The sequence below is a fragment of the Actinosynnema pretiosum genome, from assembly GCF_002354875.1.
GTDB classification, from domain to species: domain Bacteria; phylum Actinomycetota; class Actinomycetes; order Mycobacteriales; family Pseudonocardiaceae; genus Actinosynnema; species Actinosynnema auranticum.
This window is the reverse complement of the sequence record NZ_CP023445.1, coordinates 454,938-476,928: the sequence shown is the minus strand read 5'-3', so window position 1 is coordinate 476,928 and position 21,991 is coordinate 454,938. Positions and strand designations below refer to the sequence as shown.

Sequence of the window (21,991 nt, the reverse complement as noted above, 5' to 3'; positions counted from 1 at the left end):
GACGGGACGGGAGCACGGCACGGCACGGCACCGGTCAGGGAAGCGCTTCGTCAAACAGCGGCGGGCGCTCCGACTGGGACAGGCACAGGGGTCTCCGGCAGGGGTCTCCGGCAGGGTTGTCCGGTGGGGTTCCGCCGGCTTGGCAGCGGTCTTCAGCGATGACGTTCCTCCTGGACCGCGACTCTTCGAGCGCACGGGGCGGTGACGGTTCCCGCCCGACGGGAAAGCGCTTTCCGCGGCAAGCGGGCTTCGGCGGCCGGAGGCGGTGGCGCGACGGCGACGGCGACGGCAGCAGCAGTGACGGCAGCAGCGGCGGCGGCAGCAGCAGCAGCGGCAGCAGCAGCAGCAGCGGCAGCAGCAGCAGCAGCAGCGGCGGCAGCAGCAGCAGCAGCGGCGACGGCGGCGCACGGCGACGGAACACAAGCCCCAGGGCACAGGGCACAGGTCCTGGAACGCAAGCCCTCGAACGAGCGCGAGCCCCTCACGAAACGCCGGAGTGCCCGGTCCGCCGTGGCGGACCGGGCACTCCGGTGGTCTAGCTGGCGTGCTTCCGGTGTCCCGTGGGGAACTCAGAAGTCCATGCCGCCGGCGTCGGGCATGGCCGGAGCCGCGCCCGCCTTCTCCGGCTTGTCGGCCACGACGGCCTCGGTGGTGAGGAACAGCGCGGCGATCGAGGCGGCGTTCTGCAGCGCGGAACGGGTCACCTTGGTCGGGTCCGGGACGCCCGCGGCGAGCAGGTCCTCGTACACGCCGGTCGCGGCGTTGAGGCCGTGGCCGACGGGGAGGCCCTTGACCTTCTCCACCACGACGCCGCCCTCGAGGCCGGCGTTCACGGCGATCTGCTTCAGCGGGGCCTCGACGGCCACCTTGACGATGTTGGCGCCGGTCGCCTCGTCGCCCTCGAGCTTCAGGCCCGCGAAGGCGGCCTCGGCGGCCTGGAGCAGCGCGACGCCGCCACCGGCGACGATGCCCTCCTCGACGGCGGCCTTGGCGTTGCGCACCGCGTCCTCGATGCGGTGCTTGCGCTCCTTGAGCTCCACCTCGGTGGCGGCGCCGGCCTTGATGACCGCGACACCACCGGCGAGCTTGGCCAGGCGCTCCTGGAGCTTCTCGCGGTCGTAGTCCGAGTCCGACTTCTCGATCTCGGCGCGGATCTGGTTGACGCGGCCCTGGATCTGCTCGGCGTCACCGGAGCCCTCGACCACGGTGGTCTCGTCCTTGGTGACGACGACCTTGCGGGCCTTGCCCAGCAGGGACAGGTCCGCGGTGTCCAGCTTGAGGCCGACGTCCTCGGTGATGACCTGGCCGCCGGTCAGGATCGCGATGTCCTGCAGGATGGCCTTGCGGCGGTCGCCGAAGCCGGGCGCCTTGACGGCGACGGACTTGAAGGTGCCGCGGATCTTGTTGACCACCAGGGTCGCCAGGGCCTCGCCCTCGACGTCCTCGGAGATGATCAGCAGCGGCTTGCCGCTCTGCATGACCTTCTCGAGCAGCGGCAGCAGGTCCTTGACCGAGGCGATCTTGGAGCCGTAGAGGAGGATGTACGGGTCCTCCAGCACGGCCTCCTGGCGCTCCGGGTCGGAGACGAAGTAGCCGGAGATGTAGCCCTTGTCGAAGCGCATGCCCTCGGTGAGCTCGAGCTCGAGCCCGAGAGCGTTGCTCTCCTCGACGGTGATGACGCCTTCCTTGCCGACCTTGTCCATGGCCTCGGCGATGAGCTCGCCGATGGTCGAGTCGCCCGCGGAGATGGACGCCGTGGCGGCGATCTGCTCCTTGGTCTCGACCTCCTTGGCGGTCTTCAGCAGCTGCTCCGTGACGGCCTCGACGGCCTTCTCGATGCCGCGCTTGAGGCCCAGCGGGTTGGCGCCCGCGGCCACGTTGCGCAGGCCCTCGCGGACCAGGGCCTGGGCGAGCACGGTGGCGGTCGTGGTGCCGTCACCCGCGACGTCGTCGGTCTTCTTCGCCACTTCCTTGACGAGCTCGGCCCCGATCTTCTCCCACGGGTCCTCGAGCTCGATCTCCTTGGCGATGGAGACGCCGTCGTTGGTGATCGTCGGCGCACCCCACTTCTTCTCGAGCACGACGTTGCGGCCCTTGGGACCCAGCGTCACCTTGACGGCGTCCGCGAGGATGTTCATGCCTCGCTCAAGACCGCGGCGGGCATCCTCGTCGAAGGCGATCATCTTGGCCATTGCGGTGTGTTCCTCCGCCTGATTGCGTACTGGGGACCACTGCGGGCGTGCGCCCGCAGCGGAACACGGTGCTTCGGCCAGGACATCGGTGCCCGCGACGGACGACCCCGCCCCCGGAGGGGCTCGGCCTCACCGTCCCAGCCTGCTTGTGCTGGCACTCAGCAGTGCCGAGTGCCAGGTTCGTGTTTAGCACTCACCACCCGAGAGTGCAAGAACCGCAGCTCAGGGAGAGGCGTCTATCAGGCGGACGGGGGAACGGACGGCGACTGGGCGTCACCGATCACGGCGGACGGGGCCCCGGCGGCACCCGGCAGTGCGGACGACGGCAGCGCCGACGACGGCAGCGCGGACGACCGCAGCGCCGACGACGGCAGGGCCTGCCCCGGCGCGACCGGGCCGGACGACGCGGGCAGGCTCGACGGCGGCGCGGTCGGCTCGTCCTCGGGCTTGAGGACCAGCACCAGGATGACGATCAGCACCACCGCGATCGCCCCCGCGAGCGCGGGCACGAACCAGGCGGGCCGGGGCTGCTTGGTGTCCGAGAACGCGCTCACCCCGACCGGCGTCGGCGGGCGCAGCCGGACCGGCTCCGACGGCGGGTACTGCTGCTGGTGCTGCTGCGGGTAGCCGGGGCGCTGCGGGTAGCCGCCCTGCTGGGCCGGGAAGCCGCCGCTGGCCGGGCCCGCGTGCGGCTGGCCGACGTGCTGCTGCGGGGCAGGCGCGCCCGCCGGGCGGGGCGGGGTGGTCTGCTGCGCGGCCGGGCCGAGCGCGGCGGTGACGGCGGTGATGAACTCGTGGCAGGTCGCGAACCGCTGCGCCGGGTCCTTCGAGGTGCCCTTGCGCAGCACGTCGTCCACGGCGGGCGGCAGCGACACCAGCGAGGTGATCGGCGGGATCTCCGAGCCGAGGTGGCCCTGGATGACGTCCTGCACGCCGCCCTGGAACGGCGGGCGGCCGGTCAGGCAGGCGAACACCATGCAGGCCAGCGCGTACTGGTCCGTGCGGCCGTCCAGCGGCTCGCCGCGCAGGTGCTCGGGCGCGGCGTAGGTGGGCGAGCCGAGGAAGTCGCCGGTGCGGGTGCGGTGGCCGGTCGCGCCGCGCCGGGTCAGGCCGAAGTCGGCCAGGTACACGTGCTCGCGGGTGGCCTCCTTCGTGGTGACCAGCACGTTCGCCGGCTTCACGTCGAGGTGCACCAGGCCCTTGCCGTGCAGCATGTCCAGCGCCTCGGCGACCTGCTCCAGCAGCACAAGGGCGCGCGAGGGCGCGAGGGGCCCGTCCTTGATGTGGGTGGCGAGGTCCTGGCCGTCCACCAGCCGCATGGCGATGTACAGCAGCCCGTCGACCTCGTCGAAGTCGTACAGGGGGACGATGTTCGCGTGGTCGATGGCCGAGGTGTTGCGGGCCTCGTCCACGAAGCGCTCGCGGAACTCGGCGTCCGCCGTCAGGTGCTCGCCGATGACCTTCAGCGCCACCTTGCGGCCGAGCCTGACGTCCGTGGCCTTGTAGGTGACGCTCATGCCACCGCGACCGAGCACCCCGTCGATCCGGTAGTGCCCCAACCGCCGTCCGCTCAGGTCCTCCGACACGCGAGGCAGCCTAACCCGCGAGCGGCCCCGCCCGCGCCCAGTCCCGTGCAAACGGCGCCCGTTCCCACCGGATCACTCCCCCTCGGGGGTGGGGTGGGACGCCCGGCCCACCCGGCGGGCGGACCGGGCGGGCGTCACGACGCCTTGCGGACGTCCGAGGCCTGGCTGCGGCCGTCGCGGCCCGCCTGGATCTCGAACTCCACGCGGTCGCCCTCGGCGAGCGTGCGGAATCCGTCCATCATGATCGCCGAGTAGTGGACGAAGACGTCCGGCCCGCCGTCGGCGGCGATGAAGCCGTACCCCTTCTCCGAGTTGAACCACTTGACCGTGCCGACAGCCAAGACGTCCTCCTTCGAGAAATACCTGAGCAAAGCGCCACGCTAGAGGCACGGAGGGCGCTCGGGATACCTCCTTACGGAGTCATGCGGTCACGCTGAGTCCGTTGTCCCGCAACGCTCACGACCTGCGGCGCGGGTTGCGGGTGCGGGTGAGGACGAGTCCGGGCCCGGCGAAGTCGAGCGCGAGGCCCTCGCCGTCGCGGACCGACTGCGGCAGGTCCGGGGAGACGGCGCGGAGCCTGCACTGGACGGTGTCGGCGAAGGCGAGCACGTGGCCGCTGTGCAGGGTGACCAGCTCGCCGGGTTCGAGGGTGACGACGTCGACGGCGCCCGCGCAGGCCAGCACGAGCGGGCCTGCGCCGAAGGCGTAGTTGAGGAAGCCCGCGTCGCCGCCGTGCAGGGCGCGCAGGGGCGGCGCGGCCGGGTCGAGGCCGACGGTGCCAGCGCAGGCGAGCCAGGCGTCGCCGCTGAAGCACCAGCCGGACTTGCCGTCCAGGTCGACGACGTGCAGGTCGCCGGGCACGCCGGGGACCACGTCCACCCAGCCGCCCTCGGGGCCCGCCGTGCACAGCGCGGCGCGCACGCCCTTGCCCTTGGCGCGGGTGTCGAAGCCGACGCCGTAGCTGGTGCCGAGCACGGAGCCGCGCTCCACGAGCACCGGTTCGGCCGGGGCCAGCAGCAGCCTCGCCACGCCGTAGCCGGGCGTGTGCCTGGTCCGCACCTGCACTGCGCTCATCCCCCCGTCACCCGACCCGCCGCCCGGCCGGTTCGTGCAGTCTCGCACGGGAGGGGGAGGATGGTCGGCGTGTCCAACTCGTTGACGGCAGTCGCTGCTCACAAGGCCCGCATCGCCGATCTGATCGGCGTCGCGCCGGTGGTCGAGCTGCCGCTGGCCGACTGCCTCGGGCTGGTGCTCGCCTCGGACGCGGTGGCCCCGGTGGCGCTGCCGCCGTTCGACAACTCGGCGATGGACGGCTACGCCGTGCGGGTCGCCGACCTGGCCGAGCTGCCGGTGGTGCTGCCGGTGCCGGAGGACATCCCGGCAGGCCGGACGGACGTGGTCCCGCTGGAGCCGGGGACCGCGCACCGGATCATGACGGGCGCGCCGGTGCCGCCGGGCGCGGACGCGGTGGTGCAGGTCGAGTGGACCGACGCGGGTGTCGGGTCGGTGCGGGTCGACCGGGGCGTGCGGCTCGGGCAGAACGTGCGGCGGGCCGAGGACGACGTGCGGGTCGGCGAGGTCGCGCTGCGGGCGGGCCGGGTGCTGGGCGCGGCGCAGCTGGGGCTGGTGTCGGCGCTGGGCATCCCGGCGCTGCCGGTGCGCAGGCGGTTGCGGGTGCTGGTGCTGTCGACCGGGTCGGAGCTGGTGGCCCCCGGCGAGCCGCTGCTGCCGGGGCAGATCTACGAGTCGAACGGGCTGATGCTGGCGGCGGCGGTGCGCGAGGCAGGCGGCGAGGCGGAGCAGCTGCGGTTCGTGCCGGACGACGTGGACCGGTTCCGGGCCGTCGTGGAGGAGCGGATCGGCGGGTTCGACCTGCTGCTGACCTCGGGCGGGGTGAGCGCGGGCGCGTACGAGGTGGTGAAGGACGCGCTGACCGGGCGGGGCGTGGAGTTCACGAAGGTGGCGATGCAGCCGGGTGGGCCGCAGGGCTCGGGCCGGTACCTGGGGGTGCCGGTGGCGACGCTGCCGGGGAACCCGGTGAGCGCGCAGGTGTCGTTCGAGGTGTTCGTGCGGCCCGCGCTGCGGGCGGCGATGGGGTTCGCGGACGCGGAGCGGCCGACGGTGGTGGCGCGGCTGCGCGGGTCGATCACCGCGCCGTCGGGGAGGACCCAGTTCCGGCGCGGGGCGTACGACGCGGGCTCGGGCCAGGTGGTGACGCCGGTGGGCGGTCCGGGCTCGCACCTGCTGTCGTCGCTGGCGCTGAGCAACTGCCTGATCGAGGTGCCCGCCGAGGTGGACGAGCTGGCGGACGGCGCCGAGGTGCTGGTCCGGCTGCTCTGAGGGCTCCCCCTTGCAAGGGTGCGCGCCACGCTTCCCGGTGGCTTCTGAATGATCTTCGTATATCGGGCGTGACCTGCGCAGGGCGCGTGCTACGGTGCCGCCGCCTGCCAGGGGGGCGGGCCTTCTCCACCCACTGAGGGATTGCCATGCGCGCGGTTCTCGCCGTCGGCTTGCTGATCGGCTTCTTCGTCCTCTTCACGGCGCTCACCGTCGGGCTGTGCGCGCTCACCGTGCACGGCTTCACGACAGGCCGCGAGCTCAACGCGATCAAGGTCGCGCTGATCGCGGTCCCGCTGGTCCTGGTCCTGGTCAGCGCCCTCCACAAGGCGCTCAAGGCGCGCGGCGAGGTCGAGGGCGCCCCGCTCACCCGCGAGGCGCAGCCAGGGCTGTGGGCCACCGTGGACGAGCTGGCCGCCGTCGCGGGCACCAGGGGCCCGGACGAGATCCGGCTGATCGGGGCGGTCAACGCGGCCGTGTCCGAGCAGGCGCCGATGCTGGGCCTGCGCGCGGGCCGCCGGACCCTGCTGATCGGCCTGCCGCTGCTGGCCGGGCTGACCGCGAGCGAGCTGCGGTCGGTGCTGGCGCACGAGCTGGGCCACTACGGCGGCGGGCACACCAAGCTGTCCGCGCTGACCTATCGCGCCAAGGAGGCGCTGGTGCACGTGGTGGACGGGCTGGACGACACGTTCCTGCGGCGCCCGTTCGCCTGGTACGCCCGGCTCTACGCGCGGGTGGCCGCGTCGGTGAACCGCAGGCAGGAGCTGGACGCCGACACCGCGTCGGTGACCGCCGCGGGCCGCGAGGCCGCGCAGTCCGCGCTGCGGAAGCTGCCGGTGCTGGGGGCGGCGTGGAACGGCTACCAGGCGCAGTTCCTGTCGCTGGGCGCGCAGGCCGAGCTGACCCCGCCGGTGATGGCCGGGTTCCACGCCTACCTGTCGGAGCCGGAGCGGCGGGGCCGGATGGACGAGGCGCGGGCCGAGCTGCTGGCGCGCGAGCCGGAGTCGGTGTTCGACAGCCACCCGCCGATCCGCGAGCGGGTCGGTCGGATGGCGACGCTGCCCTCCCCCGAGGTCGAGCGGGACGACCGCCCGGCGTGGACGCTGCTGAGCGGGGCGACCGCCGACCTGGAGCGCTCGATCATGGTCGGCGGCGGCTTCGGGCCGACCGCCGACTGGGACGAGGTCGTGGGCGTGGTCGCGCGGGAGCACGGGGAGCGGCGGGCCGGGCTGCTGGCCGTCGCGGGCGCGCGGGCGGGCCTGGCGGGCGAGGTGTCGCTGGACGACGCGCTGGCCGCGCTGGCCTCCACCGAGCACCGGGACGCGCTGCTGGGGCGCCTGCTGTCGGCGGAGCTGCTGGGCGGCGAGGTGCCCGAGGAGCAGCGGGCGCAGGTGCTGGCCGGGCTGCTGGGCGCGGTGCTGGAGCACGAGCTGGTGGCCGCCGGGGTCGGCGCGTACGAGGCGGACTGGGACAAGCGGTGGGTGGTGCGGCTGGAGGACGGGCGCGCTGTCGACGGGCCGCCCCTGTTCGCCGAGGTGCTGGGCGGGCCGGAGCGCGCGGCGGAGGCGTGGAAGCGGGCGGCGGACGTGCTCGGGACGCGGCGCGCGCGGGTGACGCGGGTGACGCGGACCACCGGGGAGCAGGTCGCGCCGACCGCGTGAGGGCGGGTCCGGCGCGTGCGTCCGACCGGGTGTGACCGAGGGCTCATATTCAACGATGGAACATGCATTGTGATCTGAATTACACTCTGCGATACGGCCGTACCACTTGCCAGTCGGATCGCCCGTGCGTTCGTCGGGGGCGCACGGGCAACCCGGACGTTCCGGGGCAGACCGCGTAGCGTGTGGCGGAACCACGCCCACACATCGGAAGAGACATGACGGTCGATCGCGACAAGCACAACAGTGGTGCCGTTTCCCACTTCATCGAGCTCGCCAAGGGGATCGTCCCCCCGATGCACCCGGCGGGCCGCCCGTTCGTCGCAGGCGCGGCGGCGGCGACGCTCCTGCTGCGCCGGATCTCCAAGCCCGCCGGTGTCGTCGGCGCGCTGGTCACCGCGTGGGTCGCGTGGTTCTTCCGCGAGCCCAAGCGCACCACCCCCACCCGCGCGGGCCTGGCGATCGCGCCCGCCGACGGCACCGTCTCGCACGTCGTCGAGGCCCTGCCGCCCGCCGAGCTGGGCCTCGGCTCCGAGCCGATGACGCGGATCAGCGTGTTCCTGTCGGTGTTCGACGTGCACGTGCAGCGCGTCCCGGTGACCGGCGTCGTCCGCCAGGTCTCCTACCACGCGGGCAAGTTCCTCTCCGCCGACCTGGACAAGGCCAGCGAGGAGAACGAGCGCAACACGGTGTGGCTGACCTCCGAGGAGGGCCACGAGATCGTCGTCGTGCAGATCGCGGGCCTGGTCGCCCGGCGCATCGTGTGCGAGGTGTCCGAGGGCGACGCCGTCGCCGCGGGCTCCACCTACGGCCTGATCCGCTTCGGGTCGCGCGTCGACCTGTACGTGCCGCGCGGGTCCCGCGTCCTGGTCGAGGCGGGTCAGCGCACCATCGGCGGGGAGACCGTCCTCGCCGAGCTGCCGGGGAACTGAGCCGTGGCGTCGACCGCACCGGGCGTCCGGCTGCTGCCGAACGCCATCACCGTGCTGGCGATGTGCGCGGGCCTGTCGGCCGTGCACTTCGCGATCAGGGGCATGTACGGGGCGGCGATCGCCTCCATCGCGGCGGCGGCCCTGTTCGACGGGCTCGACGGGCGGCTCGCCCGGATGCTCGACGCCACCAGCAAGATGGGCGCCGAGCTGGACTCGCTGGCCGACTCGATCTCGTTCGGCGTCGCGCCCGCGATGGTGCTGTACGTGTGGAAGTTCGACCCGGACCGGTTCGGCTGGGTCGTGTCGCTGGTGTTCGCGGTGTGCATGGTGCTGCGGCTGGCGCGGTTCAACACCCTGCTGGACGTCGAGCAACCGCCGTACGCCAAGGAGTTCTTCGTCGGCGTGCCCGCACCCATAGGCGGGTTGCTGCTGCTGCTCCCGCTGACGCTGGACGAGCAGCTGGGCCGGTCCGGCTGGTGGTCCTCCACCCCGGTGGTCGCGGTGTGGACGGTGACGGTCGCGATGCTGCTGGTGAGCCGCATCCCGACGCTGTCCATCAAGACGATCAAGGTGCCGCAGCGGTTGGTGGCCCCGCTGCTCGTGGTGGTCGCGCTGGTCGCGGCGGCGCTGATCACGTTCCCGCTCGCGGTGCTGGTCGTGATCGAGGTCGGGTACCTGGTGCACCTGCCGTACGCGGTGCGGCGGTACCGGTGGCTGGCCAAGCACCCCGAGGCCTGGGAGGTGCCCCCGGCCGACCGGCGGGCGATCCGCAGGGCGCACGGGGTGGCGGCGCGGCGGCTCGGGCTGCGGCAGCCGATGCGGAACCGGGTCGCGGGCGCGGCGCGGCGGGCCGTGCGGCGACCGAGGCGGGTCGACTCGGACGACGTGCTCGGCCCGGTGGGGTCGGACGGGGCCGGGTCGGACGGCGCCGGGTCGCGGCGCGAGACCGGCGGCGGGCGGCGGGCCTGGCGGCAGCTCGGGTTGCGGCGCAAGTGAGCGCGGGCGTCGGGCGCGGGAGCGCGTTCGGCGCCGAGGGGCTCGGGCCGGTGAACGCAGGCCGGTGAACGCAGGCCGGGTGAACGCGGATCGATGAGCACAGGCCGGTGAGCACAGGCTGGTGATCGGTTCGGCAAGCCGAAGGGCCGGGGCGGTGGGAATCCCACCGCCCCGGCCCTTTTCGCGCGCCGCGCACCGCCCCCAGGCCCGTGCGCGGGCGGGGTCGGCGCTACTTCGCGGGCACCGCCACCGGGAAGCCGAGCTCGCGGCAGGTCCCCTCGTCGCCGGGGTACACGCCGAGCGAGCCGTGCTCCGGCGACTGCGGCAGCACGAGGACGCAGCGCACCAGGGCGGGCACCGGGGCGTCCGGGGCGCGCCAGCCTCGGACGTTGTCGGTCCAGTACTGCCTGCACACGTCCAGGGCGACGTCGAAGCGGTCGGGGCTGCCCTGGGTCGGGGTGAGCGACGCGGCGGGCACCGGCCGGACCAGGAGGGTCTCCGGCCCCCACGGCTGGCCGTAGCCCGCCATGCTCGCCTTGCTGAAGCAGATCGGGAGCCGGTCGGCGGCGGCGACCGCGGTGGGGTCCACGACCGAGGCGTCCGAGCGGCGGCCCTCGGGGGAGCCCGCCGCGGTGCTGCTGGGCGCCGACCCGGTGTCGGGTGGCGTGGAGCTGGCCGGGGACGGGGCCGGCGCGGTGCTGGACGGGCCCGCGTCCGGGCTGTGCCGCGAGGGGGGCGCGGGCGTGGCCGGGATCGGGTCGCCGCCGCCCGAGCCCTGCTCGACCAGTCCTCCCGCGCTCCCCAGGCCCGACGCGAGCGCCATGATGCCGCCCGCGACCGCCGCGACGCCCGCCATGGCCAGCGCGGGGACCACCCGCTTGCGGCGGCGCAGGGCGTCCGCGCCCTCGCGCTCGATGGCCTCGAAGTCCAGCTCCACCGGGGGTTCGCCCCTCCCGATGGCGTGGTCGAAGAAGTCCTTGCGCACGTTCACCTGCTGCCTCCCGTCCGCTCCGGGGTCCTGGTCGCGAGGGCCGCGTGGTGCGGGCCGAGCGCCTCGCGCAGCGAGTCCAGCCCGCGCGAGCACTGGGACTTCACCGTGCCCTGGGTGATCCCGAGCGCCTTCGCGGTCGCCGCCACGTCGAGGTCGGCGTAGAAGCGCAGGACGATCACGGCCCGCTGCCGGGGCGGCATGGCCTTGAGCGCGGCCCGCACCTCGGGGGCGCCGTCCACCTCCTCGTCGCACTGCGCGGCCGGGCGGTCCGGGACCTCGCCCAGCACCTCCTTGCGCCGGGAGGCGCGCTTGGCCTCGTCCAGCGCCAGCCGCGAGATGACCTTGCGCGCGTAGGCCTCCAGGCCGCGCGGCTCGATGCGGTGCCAGTGCTTGTACATGCGCAGGAGGGCCGCCTGCACGAGGTCCTCGGCGCGGCCCCAGTCCCCGCAGATGAGGTACGCGACCCGCCGCCACGGCACCGCCCGCTCACGCGCGATCCGCGTGAAGTCCTGACGATCCACCAGTACGCCTCCCCTGCTGTCACCGGCCTGATACCGGCGGGGGCGGGCATCCGGTTGCTCGACGGGGAGATCTCACTGCGGCGGGGGTGCGGCTCGGGACAGGCGGCTCCCGGCCCCGGAGACGGGCGTCTGGGATCTCGGACGGCCCGTCCGGGCCCCGGACCGCGGGGCCGGGTCCCGGACGGCGCGCGCGGGCGGCGGAACGGGGCGCGGCCCACCAGCGCGGTTCCCGGTCCCCCCGCAGTGCCGAGGGGGACCGGGAACCGCTGCGGCTCAGGCCTTCCGGGACTCCGCGTAGGCCGCCAGCGACGCCAGCTGCGCCGGGTCCAGCGACGGGCGCACGACCCCGCGCGCCTTGGCCAGGTGCTCCGCCGTCACGGCGGTCGCCGACAGGGACTCGCGCATCGCGGTCAGCGCCGCCTCGCGGATCAGCGCGGCGCAGTCCGCCGCCGAGTAGCCGTCGAGGTCGTCCGCCAGCGCGGTCAGCTCGACGTCCTCCGCGAGCGGGGTGTTGCGGGAGGCGGAGCGCAGGATCTCCGCGCGGGCCTCGGCGTCCGGCGGCGGCACGTAGACCAGGCGCTCCAGCCTGCCCGGTCGCAGCAGGGCCGGGTCGACCAGCTCCGGGCGGTTCGTCGCGCCCAGCACGATCACGTCGCGCAGCGGCTCCACGCCGTCCAGCTCGGTCAGCAGCGCGGCGACCACGCGGTCCGCCACGCCCGAGTCCGAGGACTGGCCCCGGCGCGGGGCCAGCGCGTCCACCTCGTCCAGGAACACCAGCGCGGGCGCGGCCTCGGCGGCCCTGCGGAACAGCTCGCGGACCGCGCGCTCGGACTCGCCGACGAACTTGTCCATCAGCTCGGCGCCCTTGACCGACAGCACGTTCAGCTTGCCCGTCCCGGCCAGCGCGCGGACCAGGAACGTCTTGCCGCAGCCGGGCGGGCCGTACAGGAGCAGGCCGCGCGGGGGCTCGACGCCGAGGCGGGCGAACGAGTCCGGGTACTGGAGCGGCCACAGCGCGGCCTCGGTGAGCGCCTGCTTGACCTCGGCCATGTCGCCGACGTCGTCCAGGGTCAGGCCGCCGGTGCGCAGGGTGTCCGAGGTGGACATGGAGATCGGGCGGACGGTGTCCAGCGAGCCGAGGAGGTCCTCCTGCGCCACGCGCGGCTCGGCCTCCTGGCGCTGGCGCAGCGCGGAGCGGACGGCGGCCTCGCGGCGCACCGCCACCAGGTCGGCGGCGACGAAGCCGGGGGTGCGGTCGGCGACCTCGGCCAGGTCCACGTCCGGTTCGAGGGGCACCTCGCGCAGCAGCGCGCGCAGCAGCTCGCGGCGGGTCGCGCCGTCGGGCAGGGGCAGCACCAGCTCGCGGTCGACCAGGTCGGGGACGCGCAGGCGCGGGTCGATCAGCTCCGGGTTGGCGCTGGTGACCACGAGCGGGGTGGTGGCGAGCGCGGCGCGCAGGGCGTCGAGCACGACCGTGGCCACCGGGGGCGGGGTGGCGGCGGGCAGCAGCGCCTCCACGTCGGTGAGCACCAGCACCGCGGGGGAACCGGGCTGGGACTGGGCCTGGGTGATCGCGTCGGCGAGGGCCCGCGCGGTGGCGTTGGCCTCCAGCACGGCGATCGCGGGCGCGGACACCTCGACCACGCGCGTGCCCGCCGCGTGCGCCACGGCCCGCACCAGGGTCGCCTTGCCGACCCCCTCGGGGCCGCTGACCAGCGCGGCGAGCCTGGGGGCCGCGCCGAGCCTGGTGAGCAGCTCCGGCTGGGTGAGGACGAGGTCGAGCCACTCGGCGAGGCGGCGGGCGGCGTCCTGCTGGCCGACCAGGTCGGCGACCGGGAGCGCCTCGGCGGGCGGGGGCGGCGGGGCGACCGGGGCGACGCCCGCGTCGACGGCGGGCGGGGCGGCCTGCGCCGGGGCGGGGGCGGTCGCGTCGCGCCAGGCCACGAGCGTGGAGGGGCGCACGGCCACCGCGCCGCCGCCGGGGTCGGCGGAGGTGATGGTGAGCAGCTCGTTGGTCCAGGTCGTGCCGATGGCGGCGGACAGCTTGCGGCGGGTGGCCGAGACGTCGGCGCCGGGCGGCGGGGCCAGGTCCTGCGGGAGCAGGGACACCGCGTCGCCGACGGTGAGGACCTTGCCGGTGAGCGCCATCCGGAGGGTCTCCGGGGTGAGCGCGGTGCTGGCCAGGCGGGAGCCCGCGACGGTGATGGTGCGGGCGGCGGACACCTCGACGGGGGCGACGACGAGCTCCGCGCCCTCGGTGACGCCGAGGTTGGAGAGGGTGATGTCGTCGACCAGCACGACGCCGACGGGGCTGCCGTCGGGCGCGGCGGCGGCGAGGGCCGCGCTGACCCGCGCGCCGGTGAGGCGGACCGCGTCCCACTGGCGCAGGCCGAGCGCGTCCAGGACTTCGCGGTGCATCCGGACGACACCGCGGCGGGTGTCCAGCGCGGACGGGGAGAGCCTCGCGGTCAGGGTGATCACGGGGCCAGGGTAGTTCGACGGGCGGGGGTGGGTGGTGCGAAACCGGAAGGGGGGCGGGCGCGGGGAGGAGGGGTGGGGGCGGCAGGCGAGCGGCGCGGCGAGCCCCGGTCGGGGTGGTCGGCAGGCAGGGCCTGGCAGCGGGACGGGCCGGGCCGGGGCTGGGGCTGGGCGGGCAGGGCAGGGCAAGGCGAGCCGGACGGGTCGGGCAAGGCGGGGCGGTTGGCGGGCCGGGCGGGCCGGGCGGGCCGGGCCGGGTGGCCGGCGGGCCGGGCAGGCCGGGTGGCGGGTGGCGGGCGGCAGACCAGCCGGAGCGGGACGGGCCACGGGGGCCTGCGGGGCGTGTGGCGGGAGCGGTGGGAGTGGCGCCCCGCCCGCGCCTCGGGCCGCACGAGCCGCGAGGTGCGGGGGATCGCGCGGGTCGTGGTGCGGCCCGGTGGTGCGGGCGGGGCGTTCAGGGGGCGGGAGCGGGGCCGGGTGGCGGCCCCGCTCCCCGCGCTCCTAGCGGCGCGGGCGCACGGCGTACCCGTACTGCTCCGGCCAGTTCGAGTCCACGCCCAGCTCCTGCGCCGCGTGGTGCGCCCAGTACGGGTCGCGCAGCAGCTCGCGGCCCAGCAGGACCGCGTCGGCCTGGCCGGTCGCGACGACCTCCTCGGCCCGCGCGGGCTCGGTGATCAGGCCGACCGCGCCGGTGGGCAGGCCGGTGGCCTCGCGGACCTTGGCCGCGAAGCGCACCTGGTAGTGCGGCTCCACCGGGATGACCGCGTCGTGCGCCATGCCTCCGGTCGACACGTCGAGCAGGTCGACGCCGCGCCGCTGGAGCTCCTTGGCCAGCAGCACCGTGTCGTCCTCGGCCCAGCCCGCGCCGCCCTGCTCGGCGGTCCAGTCGGTGGCCGAGGTGCGGAACAGCACCGGCAGGTGCTCCGGCCACACCGCGCGCACCGCGTCCACGACCTCCAGCGCGAAGCGCATCCGGTTCTCGGTCGTGCCGCCGTACTCGTCGGTGCGCTGGTTCGAGATCGGGGACAGGAAGGAGTTGATCAGGTAGCCGTGGGCGCCGTGCACCTCGACGACCTGGAACCCGGCGGCGAGGGCGCGGCGCGCGGACGCGGCGAAGTCCTCCACCAGCGCGGCGATCTCGTCGGTGGTCAGCTCGTGCGGCACGGGCAGGCCGTGGAACGGGACCGGGCTGGGGCCGACCGGCTGCCAGCCGTGCTCGGTGTCGGCGACGGAACCCCCGCCTAGCCACGGCTTGTTCGTCGACGCCTTGCGGCCCGCGTGGGCGAGCTGGATCGCGGGGACCGAGCCGTAAGCGCTGATCGCGGCGGTGATCCGGGCGAACGCCTCCTGCTGGGCGTCGTTCCACAGGCCGAGGTCCCACGGGCTGATGCGGCCGTCGGCGCGGACGCCGGTCGCCTCCACCATGACCAGGCCCGCGCCACCGGCGGCGCGGCTGGCCAGGTGGGTGAGGTGGAAGTCGGTGGGCACACCGGCCTCCGGGCCCGAGGGGGCGGCGGAGTAGGTGCACATCGGGGACATCCAGACCCGGTTCGGGATGTCGAGGGATCGCAGGGTCAGCGTGCTGAACAGGGTGCTCAACGGGTGCTCCTCACTTGTCGCAATGTTAACAATAGGACGACCTCGGCGAGTTGTTAACATCGAGGGGCACGAACGTGAGGGGAGTCATGAGCACCCAGGGCACCGTGTCACCCGCCCGCCGCAGGGGCCTGGCCGACGAGGTGGCCGACCGCATCCGCGAGGGCATCCTCACCGGCGCCTACGAACCCGGCAGGCAGCTGCGCGAGGTCGAGCTGTCGACCGTCATGGACGTCAGCCGGGGCCCCGTCCGCGAGGCGCTGCGGCTGCTGGAGCACGAGGGGCTCGTGCACGTCACCTGGCACCGGGGCGCGACGGTCACCCGCTTCTCCCGCAGGGACGTCGCCGAGCTGGACAGCCTGCGCGGGGCCCTGGAGGGCCTCGCGGTGCACGAGGTCGCGCACCGGGCCACCGAGGAGGACTTCGCCGCGCTCGACCGGGCCGCCGAGGCGCTGGCGCGGGCCGTCGGGGCGCACGAGCTGGCGCAGCGGGACGTCGACTTCCACGACGCGGTGTTCGCCGCAGCGCACCACGAGCGGCTGACCCGCTCGTGGCGGTGCATCCGGCGGCAGGTCCACCTGTTCCTGCTCACCCGGATCAGCCGGGACGAGGGGCTGCGGGACGGGTGCGCCGAGGAGCACCGGGAGCTGGTCGCCGCGCTGCGCACCCGTGACGCGGCCACCGCGAGCGCGCTGCTCGGGGAGCACCGCAGGCGGGTGTTCGAGCTGTCGGACGACGACGACTGGTCCGACCTGCTGTGCCCGGAGGACTGCGGGGGCGAGCGGCGCGAGGGGTGAGGCGCGAACGGCGCCGACCGGGGATCACCCCTGGTCGACGCCGTCGGGAGGGCTCAGCTTCCCGTCTTGCCGCCCGGCCCCCGGTAGTCGTTCGTGACGATCACGATGACGCCGTCGTGCGCGTCCTTGATGCCGTCGAACCGGGGCATCACGCGCGCGCGGATCGACTGGGCCAGCTGCTTGGCCGCGTCCTCCTCGGCCGTGCCCGCGCGGTAGTAGACCGTGGTGGTCTCGATGATGCCGTCCGGGTAGTTGCCGGTGGCCTGGACCGCCCAGCCGGACTTGCCGATGTCGTCGGACGCGCGCGCGGCCAGACCGCTGATGTTGCTGTTGTTGTAGACGCGCACCGAGGGCCGGGTCGCGGGCGTGCCCTGCGACTGGTCGCCGGGCTGCTGCGCCGGGGGCTGCGGCTGGGGCTGCTGCTCCGTCGTCGTCGCGGGCGGCTGCTCGGTGGTGGTGGTGGTGGTCGTCGGCGCGCCGCCGGACTCGCTCGCGGGCGGCTCGCTCGCGGGCGGCTCACCGGCGGGCGACTCGCCGGAGGGACCCGGTTCGGCGGGCGCGGAGGTGCTCGGGGCGGGTTGCCGCTGCGCCTGCGGGTCGTCGTCCGACCCGGTGAACAGCGTCACGAGGCCGAGCACCAGCGCCACCCCGGCGAGGCCGAGCAGCGCGAAGCCCGCGGCGCGGGCGGGTTGGGCCGAACCTGAGGACTCGGGGTTGCTCATCCGTCCACGCCCAGGCGCCTAGCCGCCCGAGCCCGCCGCCTGCCCGATCGCAACCGGAGCAGCCGCTTGACGAGCATCGGATCGGCCGCGAGGGCCTCCTCCTTCTCGATCAACGCGTTGAGTAGCTGGTAGTAGCGGGTGGGCGTGAGGTCGAACAGCTCGCGGACGGCCTGCTCCTTGGCGCCCGCGTACTTCCACCACTGGCGCTCGAAGGCCAGGATCTCGCGCTCCCGCTCGTCGAGCCCGCCAGGGGCTGCGGGGTGCGCGAGTGCGGCGTCCATCGGGCTCCTCGGCCTGCGGTTCGGTGGGTGATCTCATTACATCACGTGATCTTGGTCGTCGTGGGTCGCGCGACCCGACACGCCGGGCGGGACGGCGGCGCGGCGCGGGGTCGGCGCGCCGCGCGGCGGGCGCGGGGGTGGCGCGCCGATAGGGTGCGCGGCATGGCAGTACACCCCATCCGGATCGCGGGCGACCCGGTCCTGCACAACCCGACCCGCCCCGTGGACGAGCACGACGACGAGCTCAGGGCGCTCATCGCGGACATGTACGAGACGATGGCCGCCGCCAACGGCGTCGGCCTCGCGGCGAACCAGATCGGCGTGGACCTCCGGCTGTTCGTCTACGACTGCCCGGACGACGAGGGGGTGCGGCACCGGGGCGAGGTGGTGAACCCGGTGCTCCAGACCTCGGACGTCCCGCTGGGGATGCCGGACCCGGACGACGACTACGAGGGCTGCCTCTCGGCGCCCGGCGAGTCCTACCCGACCGGGCGCGCGTCCTGGGCGAAGGTCACCGGGACCGACGGGAACGGGGACCCGGTCGAGGTCGAGGGGACCGGGTTCTTCGCCCGGTGCCTCCAGCACGAGACGGACCACCTGGACGGGTACCTGTACCTGGACCGGCTGGTGGGTCGGCACAAGCGGGCCTCGAAGAAGATGATCAAGGCCAACGGGTGGGGCGTTCCGGGGCTGTCCTGGGACCCGGCCACCTCGGAGGACCCGTTCGCGGACGACGAGGACGAGGACTGAGGGCCTGCCGGACCGGCGACGCCCGCTCCACCGCGCAGGCGCGCGGAGCGGCGTCGCCGCGCCTTGCCCGGACCGGGCGCCTTCCCTAGACCGGGTCGGGCGCGACCTGCGGCGCGCCCGCGTCCGGCGCGGCCTCCAGCTGCCGCCGGGGGCCGGGCCGGTGGGGCTGGGGCTGGGGCCGGTGGTCGCCGGTGGGTGACGTGCGGCGCCACGGGAGCTCGACGAAGCCGGTCAGCTCGACGGCGCTGCCGCACGCGGCCAGCTCGGCGTACCAGCCGCCGATGACCTGGGCGCGCAGCCGCGACACGTCCGCCGACGTCACGCCGTGGCCCGCCACCAGGAACGGCAGCAGCAGCCGCCAGGCGTCCACCACCGGGGAGCGCCTGCGGTGCGGGGCGCGCAGCGCGGCCCTCGCGGCGCGCAGGGCGTGCTCGGCCGGGGTGATCGAGCCCGGCACCGCGGTGTGGTCCCACTGCCAGCGGGCCGACTCGGTCACCGCGCAGCGGACGCAGTCCCACGGCCCCGCGGTCGGCTCGGCGCCGCACTGCGAGCAGGTGACCAGGGTCATCGCCCAGTCCACGCACGTCCACGCGTGCCTGCCCACCGGCTCGGCCAGCACCCGCTCGGCCAGCTCGCGCTCCCCCGAACCGCCCTCGGCCAGCTGCTCGGCGGACAGCAGCTCCTGCCAGTCCAGCAGCCACACCTGGTCGACCAGCTCGGCGCAGAACCGGCAGGTCGGGTAACCGCGTCCGGCCAGGTCACCGCAGGTCGGGCAGGCCGAGACCGGGGCGCGGCGGGCAACGCGCCGCGCGCCGGGCGGGAACGGCGGGTGATCAGCCACGCGTGCAACTTACGCCGTGGGCCCGGCCCTTGGCACCGGCACCGCGCCGTGGCTATGGTCGATCGGACAACTCAACATCGCGGGAGCTCGCACCAGAGCGGGCTGAGAGGGCGGCTGCGACCTTGGGGTCGCGGGGCCGCCGACCGCCTGAACCTGACCGGGTAATGCCGGCGTAGGGAGGAATGCCGTGACGGCACTCGGGGACGGCTCGGTCCGGCCGAGCGTCACCACCGGGCCGATCCGGGGGTCCCGCAAGGTCCACCGCGACGCGGAGGACGGCGTGCGGGTCCCGTTCCGCAGGGTCGAGCTCACCGACGGCGACCACTTCGACCTGTACGACACCTCCGGGCCTTACACGGCCGGGGACGTCGACGTGCGCGGAGGGCTGGAGAAGATCCGCGCGGGCTGGATCTCCGCGCGCGAGCCCGTGAACGGGGCCGCGACCCAGCTGGCCTGGGCGCGGGCGGGCGTGATCACCCCGGAGATGCGGTTCGCGGCGCTGCGCGAGTCGCTGGCGCCGGAGTTCGTGCGCGACGAGGTCGCCGCGGGGCGCGCGGTGATCCCGGCCAACCGCAACCACCCGGAGTCCGAGCCGATGGTCATCGGCAAGGGGTTCCTGGTGAAGGTCAACGCCAACATCGGCAACTCGGCGGTGACCTCGTCCGTCGAGGAGGAGGTGGAGAAGATGGTGTGGGCGACCCGCTGGGGCGCCGACACCGTGATGGACCTGTCGACCGGCAAGCGCATCCACGAGACCCGCGAGTGGATCATCCGCAACTCGCCGGTGCCGGTGGGGACGGTGCCGGTCTACCAGGCGCTGGAGAAGGTCGGCGGCGACCCGGCCGCGCTGTCCTGGGAGGTGTACCGGGACACCGTCGTGGAGCAGGCCGAGCAGGGCGTGGACTACATGACGGTGCACGCGGGCGTGCTGCTGCGGTACGTGCCGCTGACGGCGCGGCGGGTGACCGGGATCGTCTCGCGCGGCGGGTCGATCATGGCCGCGTGGTGCCTGGCGCACCACCGGGAGAGCTTCCTGTACACCCGGTTCGCCGAGCTGTGCGAGATCCTGCGCGAGTACGACGTGACGTTCTCGCTGGGCGACGGGCTGCGGCCCGGCTCGATCGCGGACGCCAACGACGAGGCCCAGTTCGCCGAGCTGCGCACCCTGGGCGAGCTGGCGCGGGTGGCCAGGGCGCACGACGTGCAGGTGATGATCGAGGGACCGGGCCACGTGCCGCTGCACAAGATCGCGGAGAACGTGCGGCTGGAGCAGGAGTGGTGCGACGGCGCGCCGTTCTACACGCTCGGCCCGCTGGCCACCGACGTCGCGCCCGCCTACGACCACATCACGTCGGCGATCGGCGCGGCGCAGATCGGGGCGCTCGGCACGGCCATGCTCTGCTACGTGACCCCGAAGGAGCACCTGGGGCTGCCGGACCGGGACGACGTGAAGACCGGGGTGATCACGTACAAGATCGCCGCGCACGCCGCCGACCTCGCCAAGGGCCACCCCGGCGCGCAGGCGTGGGACGACGCGCTGTCGAGGGCCAGGTTCGAGTTCCGCTGGGAGGACCAGTTCAACCTCTCCCTCGACCCGGACACCGCGCGCGAGTTCCACGACCGGACGCTCCCGGCGGAGCCCGCGAAGACGGCGCACTTCTGCTCGATGTGCGGGCCGAAGTTCTGCTCGATGCGGATCACGCAGGACGTGCGGCGCTACGCTGAGGAGCGGGGTCTGTCCACTGTGGAAGCGATTGAGGCGGGTATGGCCGAGAAGGCGCACGAGTTCGACGACCGGGGCGGCAAGGTCTACCTGCCGGTCGTGGACTGACGTGGAGCGGCCGAGCGTCGTGGAGACGCCGAAGAAGGTGCTGACCATCGCGGGTTCCGACTCGGGCGGTGGCGCGGGGTTGCAGGCCGACCTGCGGGTGCTGGCGGCGTGCGGGGTGCACGGCATGACCGCCGTGACCGCCGTGACGGTGCAGAACTCGCTGGGCGTGAGCGGCGTCGTGGAGATCCCGGCCGAGCAGGTCGCGGCGCAGATCAGGGTGGTGGCCACCGACATCGGCGTGGACGCGGCCAAGACCGGGATGCTCGCGTCGGCGCCGATCATCGAGGCGGTGGCGGAGGCGTGCGACGAGGTCGGCATCGGCTCGGGCGGGACGCCGTTCGTGGTGGACCCGGTGTCGGCGTCCATGCACGGCGACCCGCTGCTGACCGACGCCGCGCTGGAGGCGCTGCGGGTCCTGCTGTTCCCGAGGGCGACGCTGGTGACGCCGAACCTGGACGAGGTGCGGCTGCTGACCGGGGTCGACGTGCGCACCCGCGAGGAGCAGCGCGAGGTCGCGAGGGTGCTGCACGGCATGGGCCCGGAGTGGGTGCTGGTCAAGGGCGGGCACATGAGGGGCGACCCGGAGTGCCTGGACCTGCTGTACGACGGGCGGGAGTTCCACGAGTACGTGGGGCCCCGGTACGACGTGCTGCACACGCACGGCAGCGGGGACACGCTGGCGTCGTCCATCTGCTCGCGCCTGGCGCGCGGGGTCGGGGTGGTCGACGCGGTGCGGTTCGGGAAGGACTTCGTGGTCCGGTCGGTGCTGGCGGCCTACCCGCTGGGCAGCGGGGTCGGGCCGGTGTCGCCGCTGTGGCGGCTGGCTGAGTGAGTGGGGTTCTCCCCGTGGGCCCGTCCGCGTTCGCGCGGGCGGGCCTGCGGCTTCTGGGGGGTCAGGATCGCGGCGACGACCACGTCGAGCAGGTGGTCGGCGCGGGGCGCGGACGTGGGCTGGTCGTGCAGCCAGATGAGCGCCCCGCCGAGCGCGAAGAGGTCGGGGCCGGTCAGGTCGGTCCTGGCCTGGCCCGCTGACTGGGCGCGCTCCAGCAGGCGGGCGCCGGAGCCGCGCATCGCGACGCAGGAGGCGTGCAGCGCGGAGTCCGGGTCCTCGATGGCGCCCATCATGGTCGTGACGGCGCCCCGGTAGGTGTGCGCGCAGGCGACGAAGTCGCGCAGCCACGCCTTGAGCGCCTCGCCGGGGGGCAGGCGCGCCTCCAGCCGGTCCGCGAGGGCGGTCAGCTCGTCGAAGCCCGCGCGGAGCAGGGCGTCGAGCAGCGCGTCCCTGGTCGGGAAGTGGCGCAGCAGGGTCGCGAGTCCGACCTCGGCGCGGCGCGCGAGGTCGCGCATCGACACGTCCGCGCCCTGCTCGGCGATGACCGCGTCCGCGATCGCGAGCAGGTGGTCGCGGTTCTTCCTGGCGTCCGCCCGCATGTCCGCCCCCTTTCCGGTTCAGTGAACCACTTGACCCGGTCGCACGCCCAC

General features: G+C 74.5%; 21 protein-coding genes. 8 read left to right on the top strand and 13 right to left on the bottom strand.

Translation table 11 applies throughout. The features are described 5' to 3' along the window. Positions 1-34: 34 nt before the first annotated feature. The 5 genes from CNX65_RS02245 to CNX65_RS02225 form a co-directional block, all read right to left on the bottom strand. Complete coding sequence (locus CNX65_RS02245) at positions 35-421, bottom strand: hypothetical protein (RefSeq protein ID WP_157767474.1); 387 nt, start codon at positions 419-421, stop codon at positions 35-37. Positions 422-569: 148 nt separating this feature from the next. Next, entirely contained in the window at positions 570-2,192 is a 1,623-nt protein-coding gene (gene groL / locus CNX65_RS02240) for a chaperonin GroEL (RefSeq protein ID WP_012783072.1), read from the bottom strand. A gap of 239 nt (positions 2,193-2,431) precedes the next feature. After that, positions 2,432-3,778: a serine/threonine-protein kinase gene (locus tag CNX65_RS02235; RefSeq protein WP_096491284.1), complete on the bottom strand. Its 1,347-nt coding sequence runs from the start codon at positions 3,776-3,778 to the stop codon at positions 2,432-2,434. Positions 3,779-3,912: 134 nt separating this feature from the next. Then, complete coding sequence (locus CNX65_RS02230; protein WP_012783070.1) at positions 3,913-4,119, bottom strand: cold-shock protein; 207 nt, start codon at positions 4,117-4,119, stop codon at positions 3,913-3,915. 115 nt (positions 4,120-4,234) lie between these two features. Beyond that, complete coding sequence (locus CNX65_RS02225; protein ID WP_096491283.1) at positions 4,235-4,843, bottom strand: AIM24 family protein; 609 nt, start codon at positions 4,841-4,843, stop codon at positions 4,235-4,237. A 69-nt stretch (positions 4,844-4,912) separates the two neighbouring features. On the opposite strand from CNX65_RS02225, the gene moeA reads away from it, so the two are divergent. From moeA to pssA, 4 genes are all read left to right on the top strand, one after another. After that, complete coding sequence (gene moeA / locus CNX65_RS02220; protein ID WP_177154474.1) at positions 4,913-6,118, top strand: molybdopterin molybdotransferase MoeA; 1,206 nt, start codon at positions 4,913-4,915, stop codon at positions 6,116-6,118. 146 nt (positions 6,119-6,264) lie between these two features. Further along, complete coding sequence (locus CNX65_RS02215; protein ID WP_096491282.1) at positions 6,265-7,776, top strand: M48 family metallopeptidase; 1,512 nt, start codon at positions 6,265-6,267, stop codon at positions 7,774-7,776. Positions 7,777-7,991: 215 nt separating this feature from the next. Beyond that, positions 7,992-8,705, top strand: a complete 714-nt coding sequence (locus tag CNX65_RS02210) for a phosphatidylserine decarboxylase (RefSeq protein ID WP_012783066.1) — start codon at positions 7,992-7,994, stop codon at positions 8,703-8,705. A gap of 3 nt (positions 8,706-8,708) precedes the next feature. Continuing rightward, a complete protein-coding gene (gene pssA / locus CNX65_RS02205) occupies positions 8,709-9,701 on the top strand; it encodes a CDP-diacylglycerol--serine O-phosphatidyltransferase (RefSeq protein WP_096491281.1) in 993 nt (330 codons plus the stop codon). A gap of 229 nt (positions 9,702-9,930) precedes the next feature. Here the strand turns inward: pssA and CNX65_RS02200 are convergent, their stop codons facing one another. The 4 genes from CNX65_RS02200 to CNX65_RS02185 all read right to left on the bottom strand — a co-directional run bounded on the left by CNX65_RS02200 (position 9,931) and on the right by CNX65_RS02185 (position 15,290). Beyond that, the gene (locus CNX65_RS02200; RefSeq protein WP_096491280.1) at positions 9,931-10,692 is read right to left on the bottom strand and encodes a hypothetical protein; all 762 of its coding nucleotides are present in this window, start codon (positions 10,690-10,692) and stop codon (positions 9,931-9,933) included. Then, entirely contained in the window at positions 10,689-11,213 is a 525-nt protein-coding gene (locus CNX65_RS02195) for a SigE family RNA polymerase sigma factor (RefSeq protein ID WP_096491279.1), read from the bottom strand. The genes CNX65_RS02200 and CNX65_RS02195 overlap by 4 nt, the downstream gene beginning before the upstream one ends. 273 nt (positions 11,214-11,486) lie before the next feature. Further along, a complete protein-coding gene (locus tag CNX65_RS02190; protein ID WP_096491278.1) occupies positions 11,487-13,694 on the bottom strand; it encodes an AAA family ATPase in 2,208 nt (735 codons plus the stop codon). 498 nt (positions 13,695-14,192) lie between these two features. Beyond that, positions 14,193-15,290 carry an NADH:flavin oxidoreductase/NADH oxidase gene (locus CNX65_RS02185; RefSeq protein ID WP_096491277.1) on the bottom strand — a complete coding sequence of 366 codons (1,098 nt, stop codon included), beginning with the start codon at positions 15,288-15,290 and terminating at the stop codon, positions 14,193-14,195. A gap of 86 nt (positions 15,291-15,376) precedes the next feature. Here CNX65_RS02185 and CNX65_RS02180 point away from each other — a divergent pair, with 86 nt between their 5' ends. After that, positions 15,377-16,084: a GntR family transcriptional regulator gene (locus tag CNX65_RS02180; protein ID WP_096491276.1), complete on the top strand. Its 708-nt coding sequence runs from the start codon at positions 15,377-15,379 to the stop codon at positions 16,082-16,084. Positions 16,085-16,137: 53 nt separating this feature from the next. Here CNX65_RS02180 and CNX65_RS02175 read toward each other — a convergent pair whose 3' ends face one another. Both CNX65_RS02175 and CNX65_RS02170 read right to left on the bottom strand, forming a co-directional pair. After that, a complete protein-coding gene (locus CNX65_RS02175) occupies positions 16,138-16,806 on the bottom strand; it encodes a LytR C-terminal domain-containing protein (RefSeq protein ID WP_096491275.1) in 669 nt (222 codons plus the stop codon). Beyond that, positions 16,803-17,087, bottom strand: coding sequence for a DUF3263 domain-containing protein (locus tag CNX65_RS02170; protein WP_096491274.1), 285 nt, complete (start codon positions 17,085-17,087; stop codon positions 16,803-16,805). The genes CNX65_RS02175 and CNX65_RS02170 overlap by 4 nt, the downstream gene beginning before the upstream one ends. A gap of 162 nt (positions 17,088-17,249) precedes the next feature. Between CNX65_RS02170 and CNX65_RS02165 the strand changes: the two genes are divergently transcribed. Next, positions 17,250-17,837 (top strand): peptide deformylase, encoded by a 588-nt coding sequence (locus tag CNX65_RS02165; protein ID WP_096497557.1) that lies wholly within the window; start codon positions 17,250-17,252, stop codon positions 17,835-17,837. A gap of 85 nt (positions 17,838-17,922) precedes the next feature. On the opposite strand, the gene CNX65_RS02160 is transcribed toward CNX65_RS02165, so the two are convergent. Beyond that, positions 17,923-18,678 (bottom strand): hypothetical protein, encoded by a 756-nt coding sequence (locus tag CNX65_RS02160; protein ID WP_232519668.1) that lies wholly within the window; start codon positions 18,676-18,678, stop codon positions 17,923-17,925. A gap of 187 nt (positions 18,679-18,865) precedes the next feature. On the opposite strand from CNX65_RS02160, the gene thiC reads away from it, so the two are divergent. Both thiC and thiD read left to right on the top strand, forming a co-directional pair. Continuing rightward, positions 18,866-20,509, top strand: coding sequence for a phosphomethylpyrimidine synthase ThiC (gene thiC / locus CNX65_RS02155; protein ID WP_096491273.1), 1,644 nt, complete (start codon positions 18,866-18,868; stop codon positions 20,507-20,509). 1 nt (position 20,510) lies between these two features. Further along, a complete protein-coding gene (thiD, locus tag CNX65_RS02150) occupies positions 20,511-21,341 on the top strand; it encodes a bifunctional hydroxymethylpyrimidine kinase/phosphomethylpyrimidine kinase (RefSeq protein ID WP_096491272.1) in 831 nt (276 codons plus the stop codon). Here thiD and CNX65_RS02145 read toward each other — a convergent pair. After that, positions 21,284-21,940: a TetR/AcrR family transcriptional regulator gene (locus tag CNX65_RS02145; RefSeq protein WP_232519667.1), complete on the bottom strand. Its 657-nt coding sequence runs from the start codon at positions 21,938-21,940 to the stop codon at positions 21,284-21,286. The genes thiD and CNX65_RS02145 overlap by 58 nt on opposite strands. Positions 21,941-21,991: the final 51 nt, after the last annotated feature.

What these genes read in the sequence shown, in the direction of transcription:
- CNX65_RS02170 (WP_096491274.1), bottom strand. Translation starts at nt 17,087, where the DNA reads ATGGACGCCGCACTCGCGCACCCCGCAGCCCCTGGCGGGCTCGACGAG.
- moeA (WP_177154474.1), top strand. Translation starts at nt 4,913, where the DNA reads ATGGTCGGCGTGTCCAACTCGTTGACGGCAGTCGCTGCTCACAAGGCC.
- CNX65_RS02210 (WP_012783066.1), top strand. Translation starts at nt 7,992, where the DNA reads ATGACGGTCGATCGCGACAAGCACAACAGTGGTGCCGTTTCCCACTTC.
- CNX65_RS02145 (WP_232519667.1), bottom strand. Translation starts at nt 21,940, where the DNA reads ATGCGGGCGGACGCCAGGAAGAACCGCGACCACCTGCTCGCGATCGCG.
- groL (WP_012783072.1), bottom strand. Translation starts at nt 2,192, where the DNA reads ATGGCCAAGATGATCGCCTTCGACGAGGATGCCCGCCGCGGTCTTGAG.
- CNX65_RS02175 (WP_096491275.1), bottom strand. Translation starts at nt 16,806, where the DNA reads ATGAGCAACCCCGAGTCCTCAGGTTCGGCCCAACCCGCCCGCGCCGCG.
- CNX65_RS02215 (WP_096491282.1), top strand. Translation starts at nt 6,265, where the DNA reads ATGCGCGCGGTTCTCGCCGTCGGCTTGCTGATCGGCTTCTTCGTCCTC.
- CNX65_RS02165 (WP_096497557.1), top strand. Translation starts at nt 17,250, where the DNA reads ATGGCAGTACACCCCATCCGGATCGCGGGCGACCCGGTCCTGCACAAC.
- CNX65_RS02180 (WP_096491276.1), top strand. Translation starts at nt 15,377, where the DNA reads ATGAGCACCCAGGGCACCGTGTCACCCGCCCGCCGCAGGGGCCTGGCC.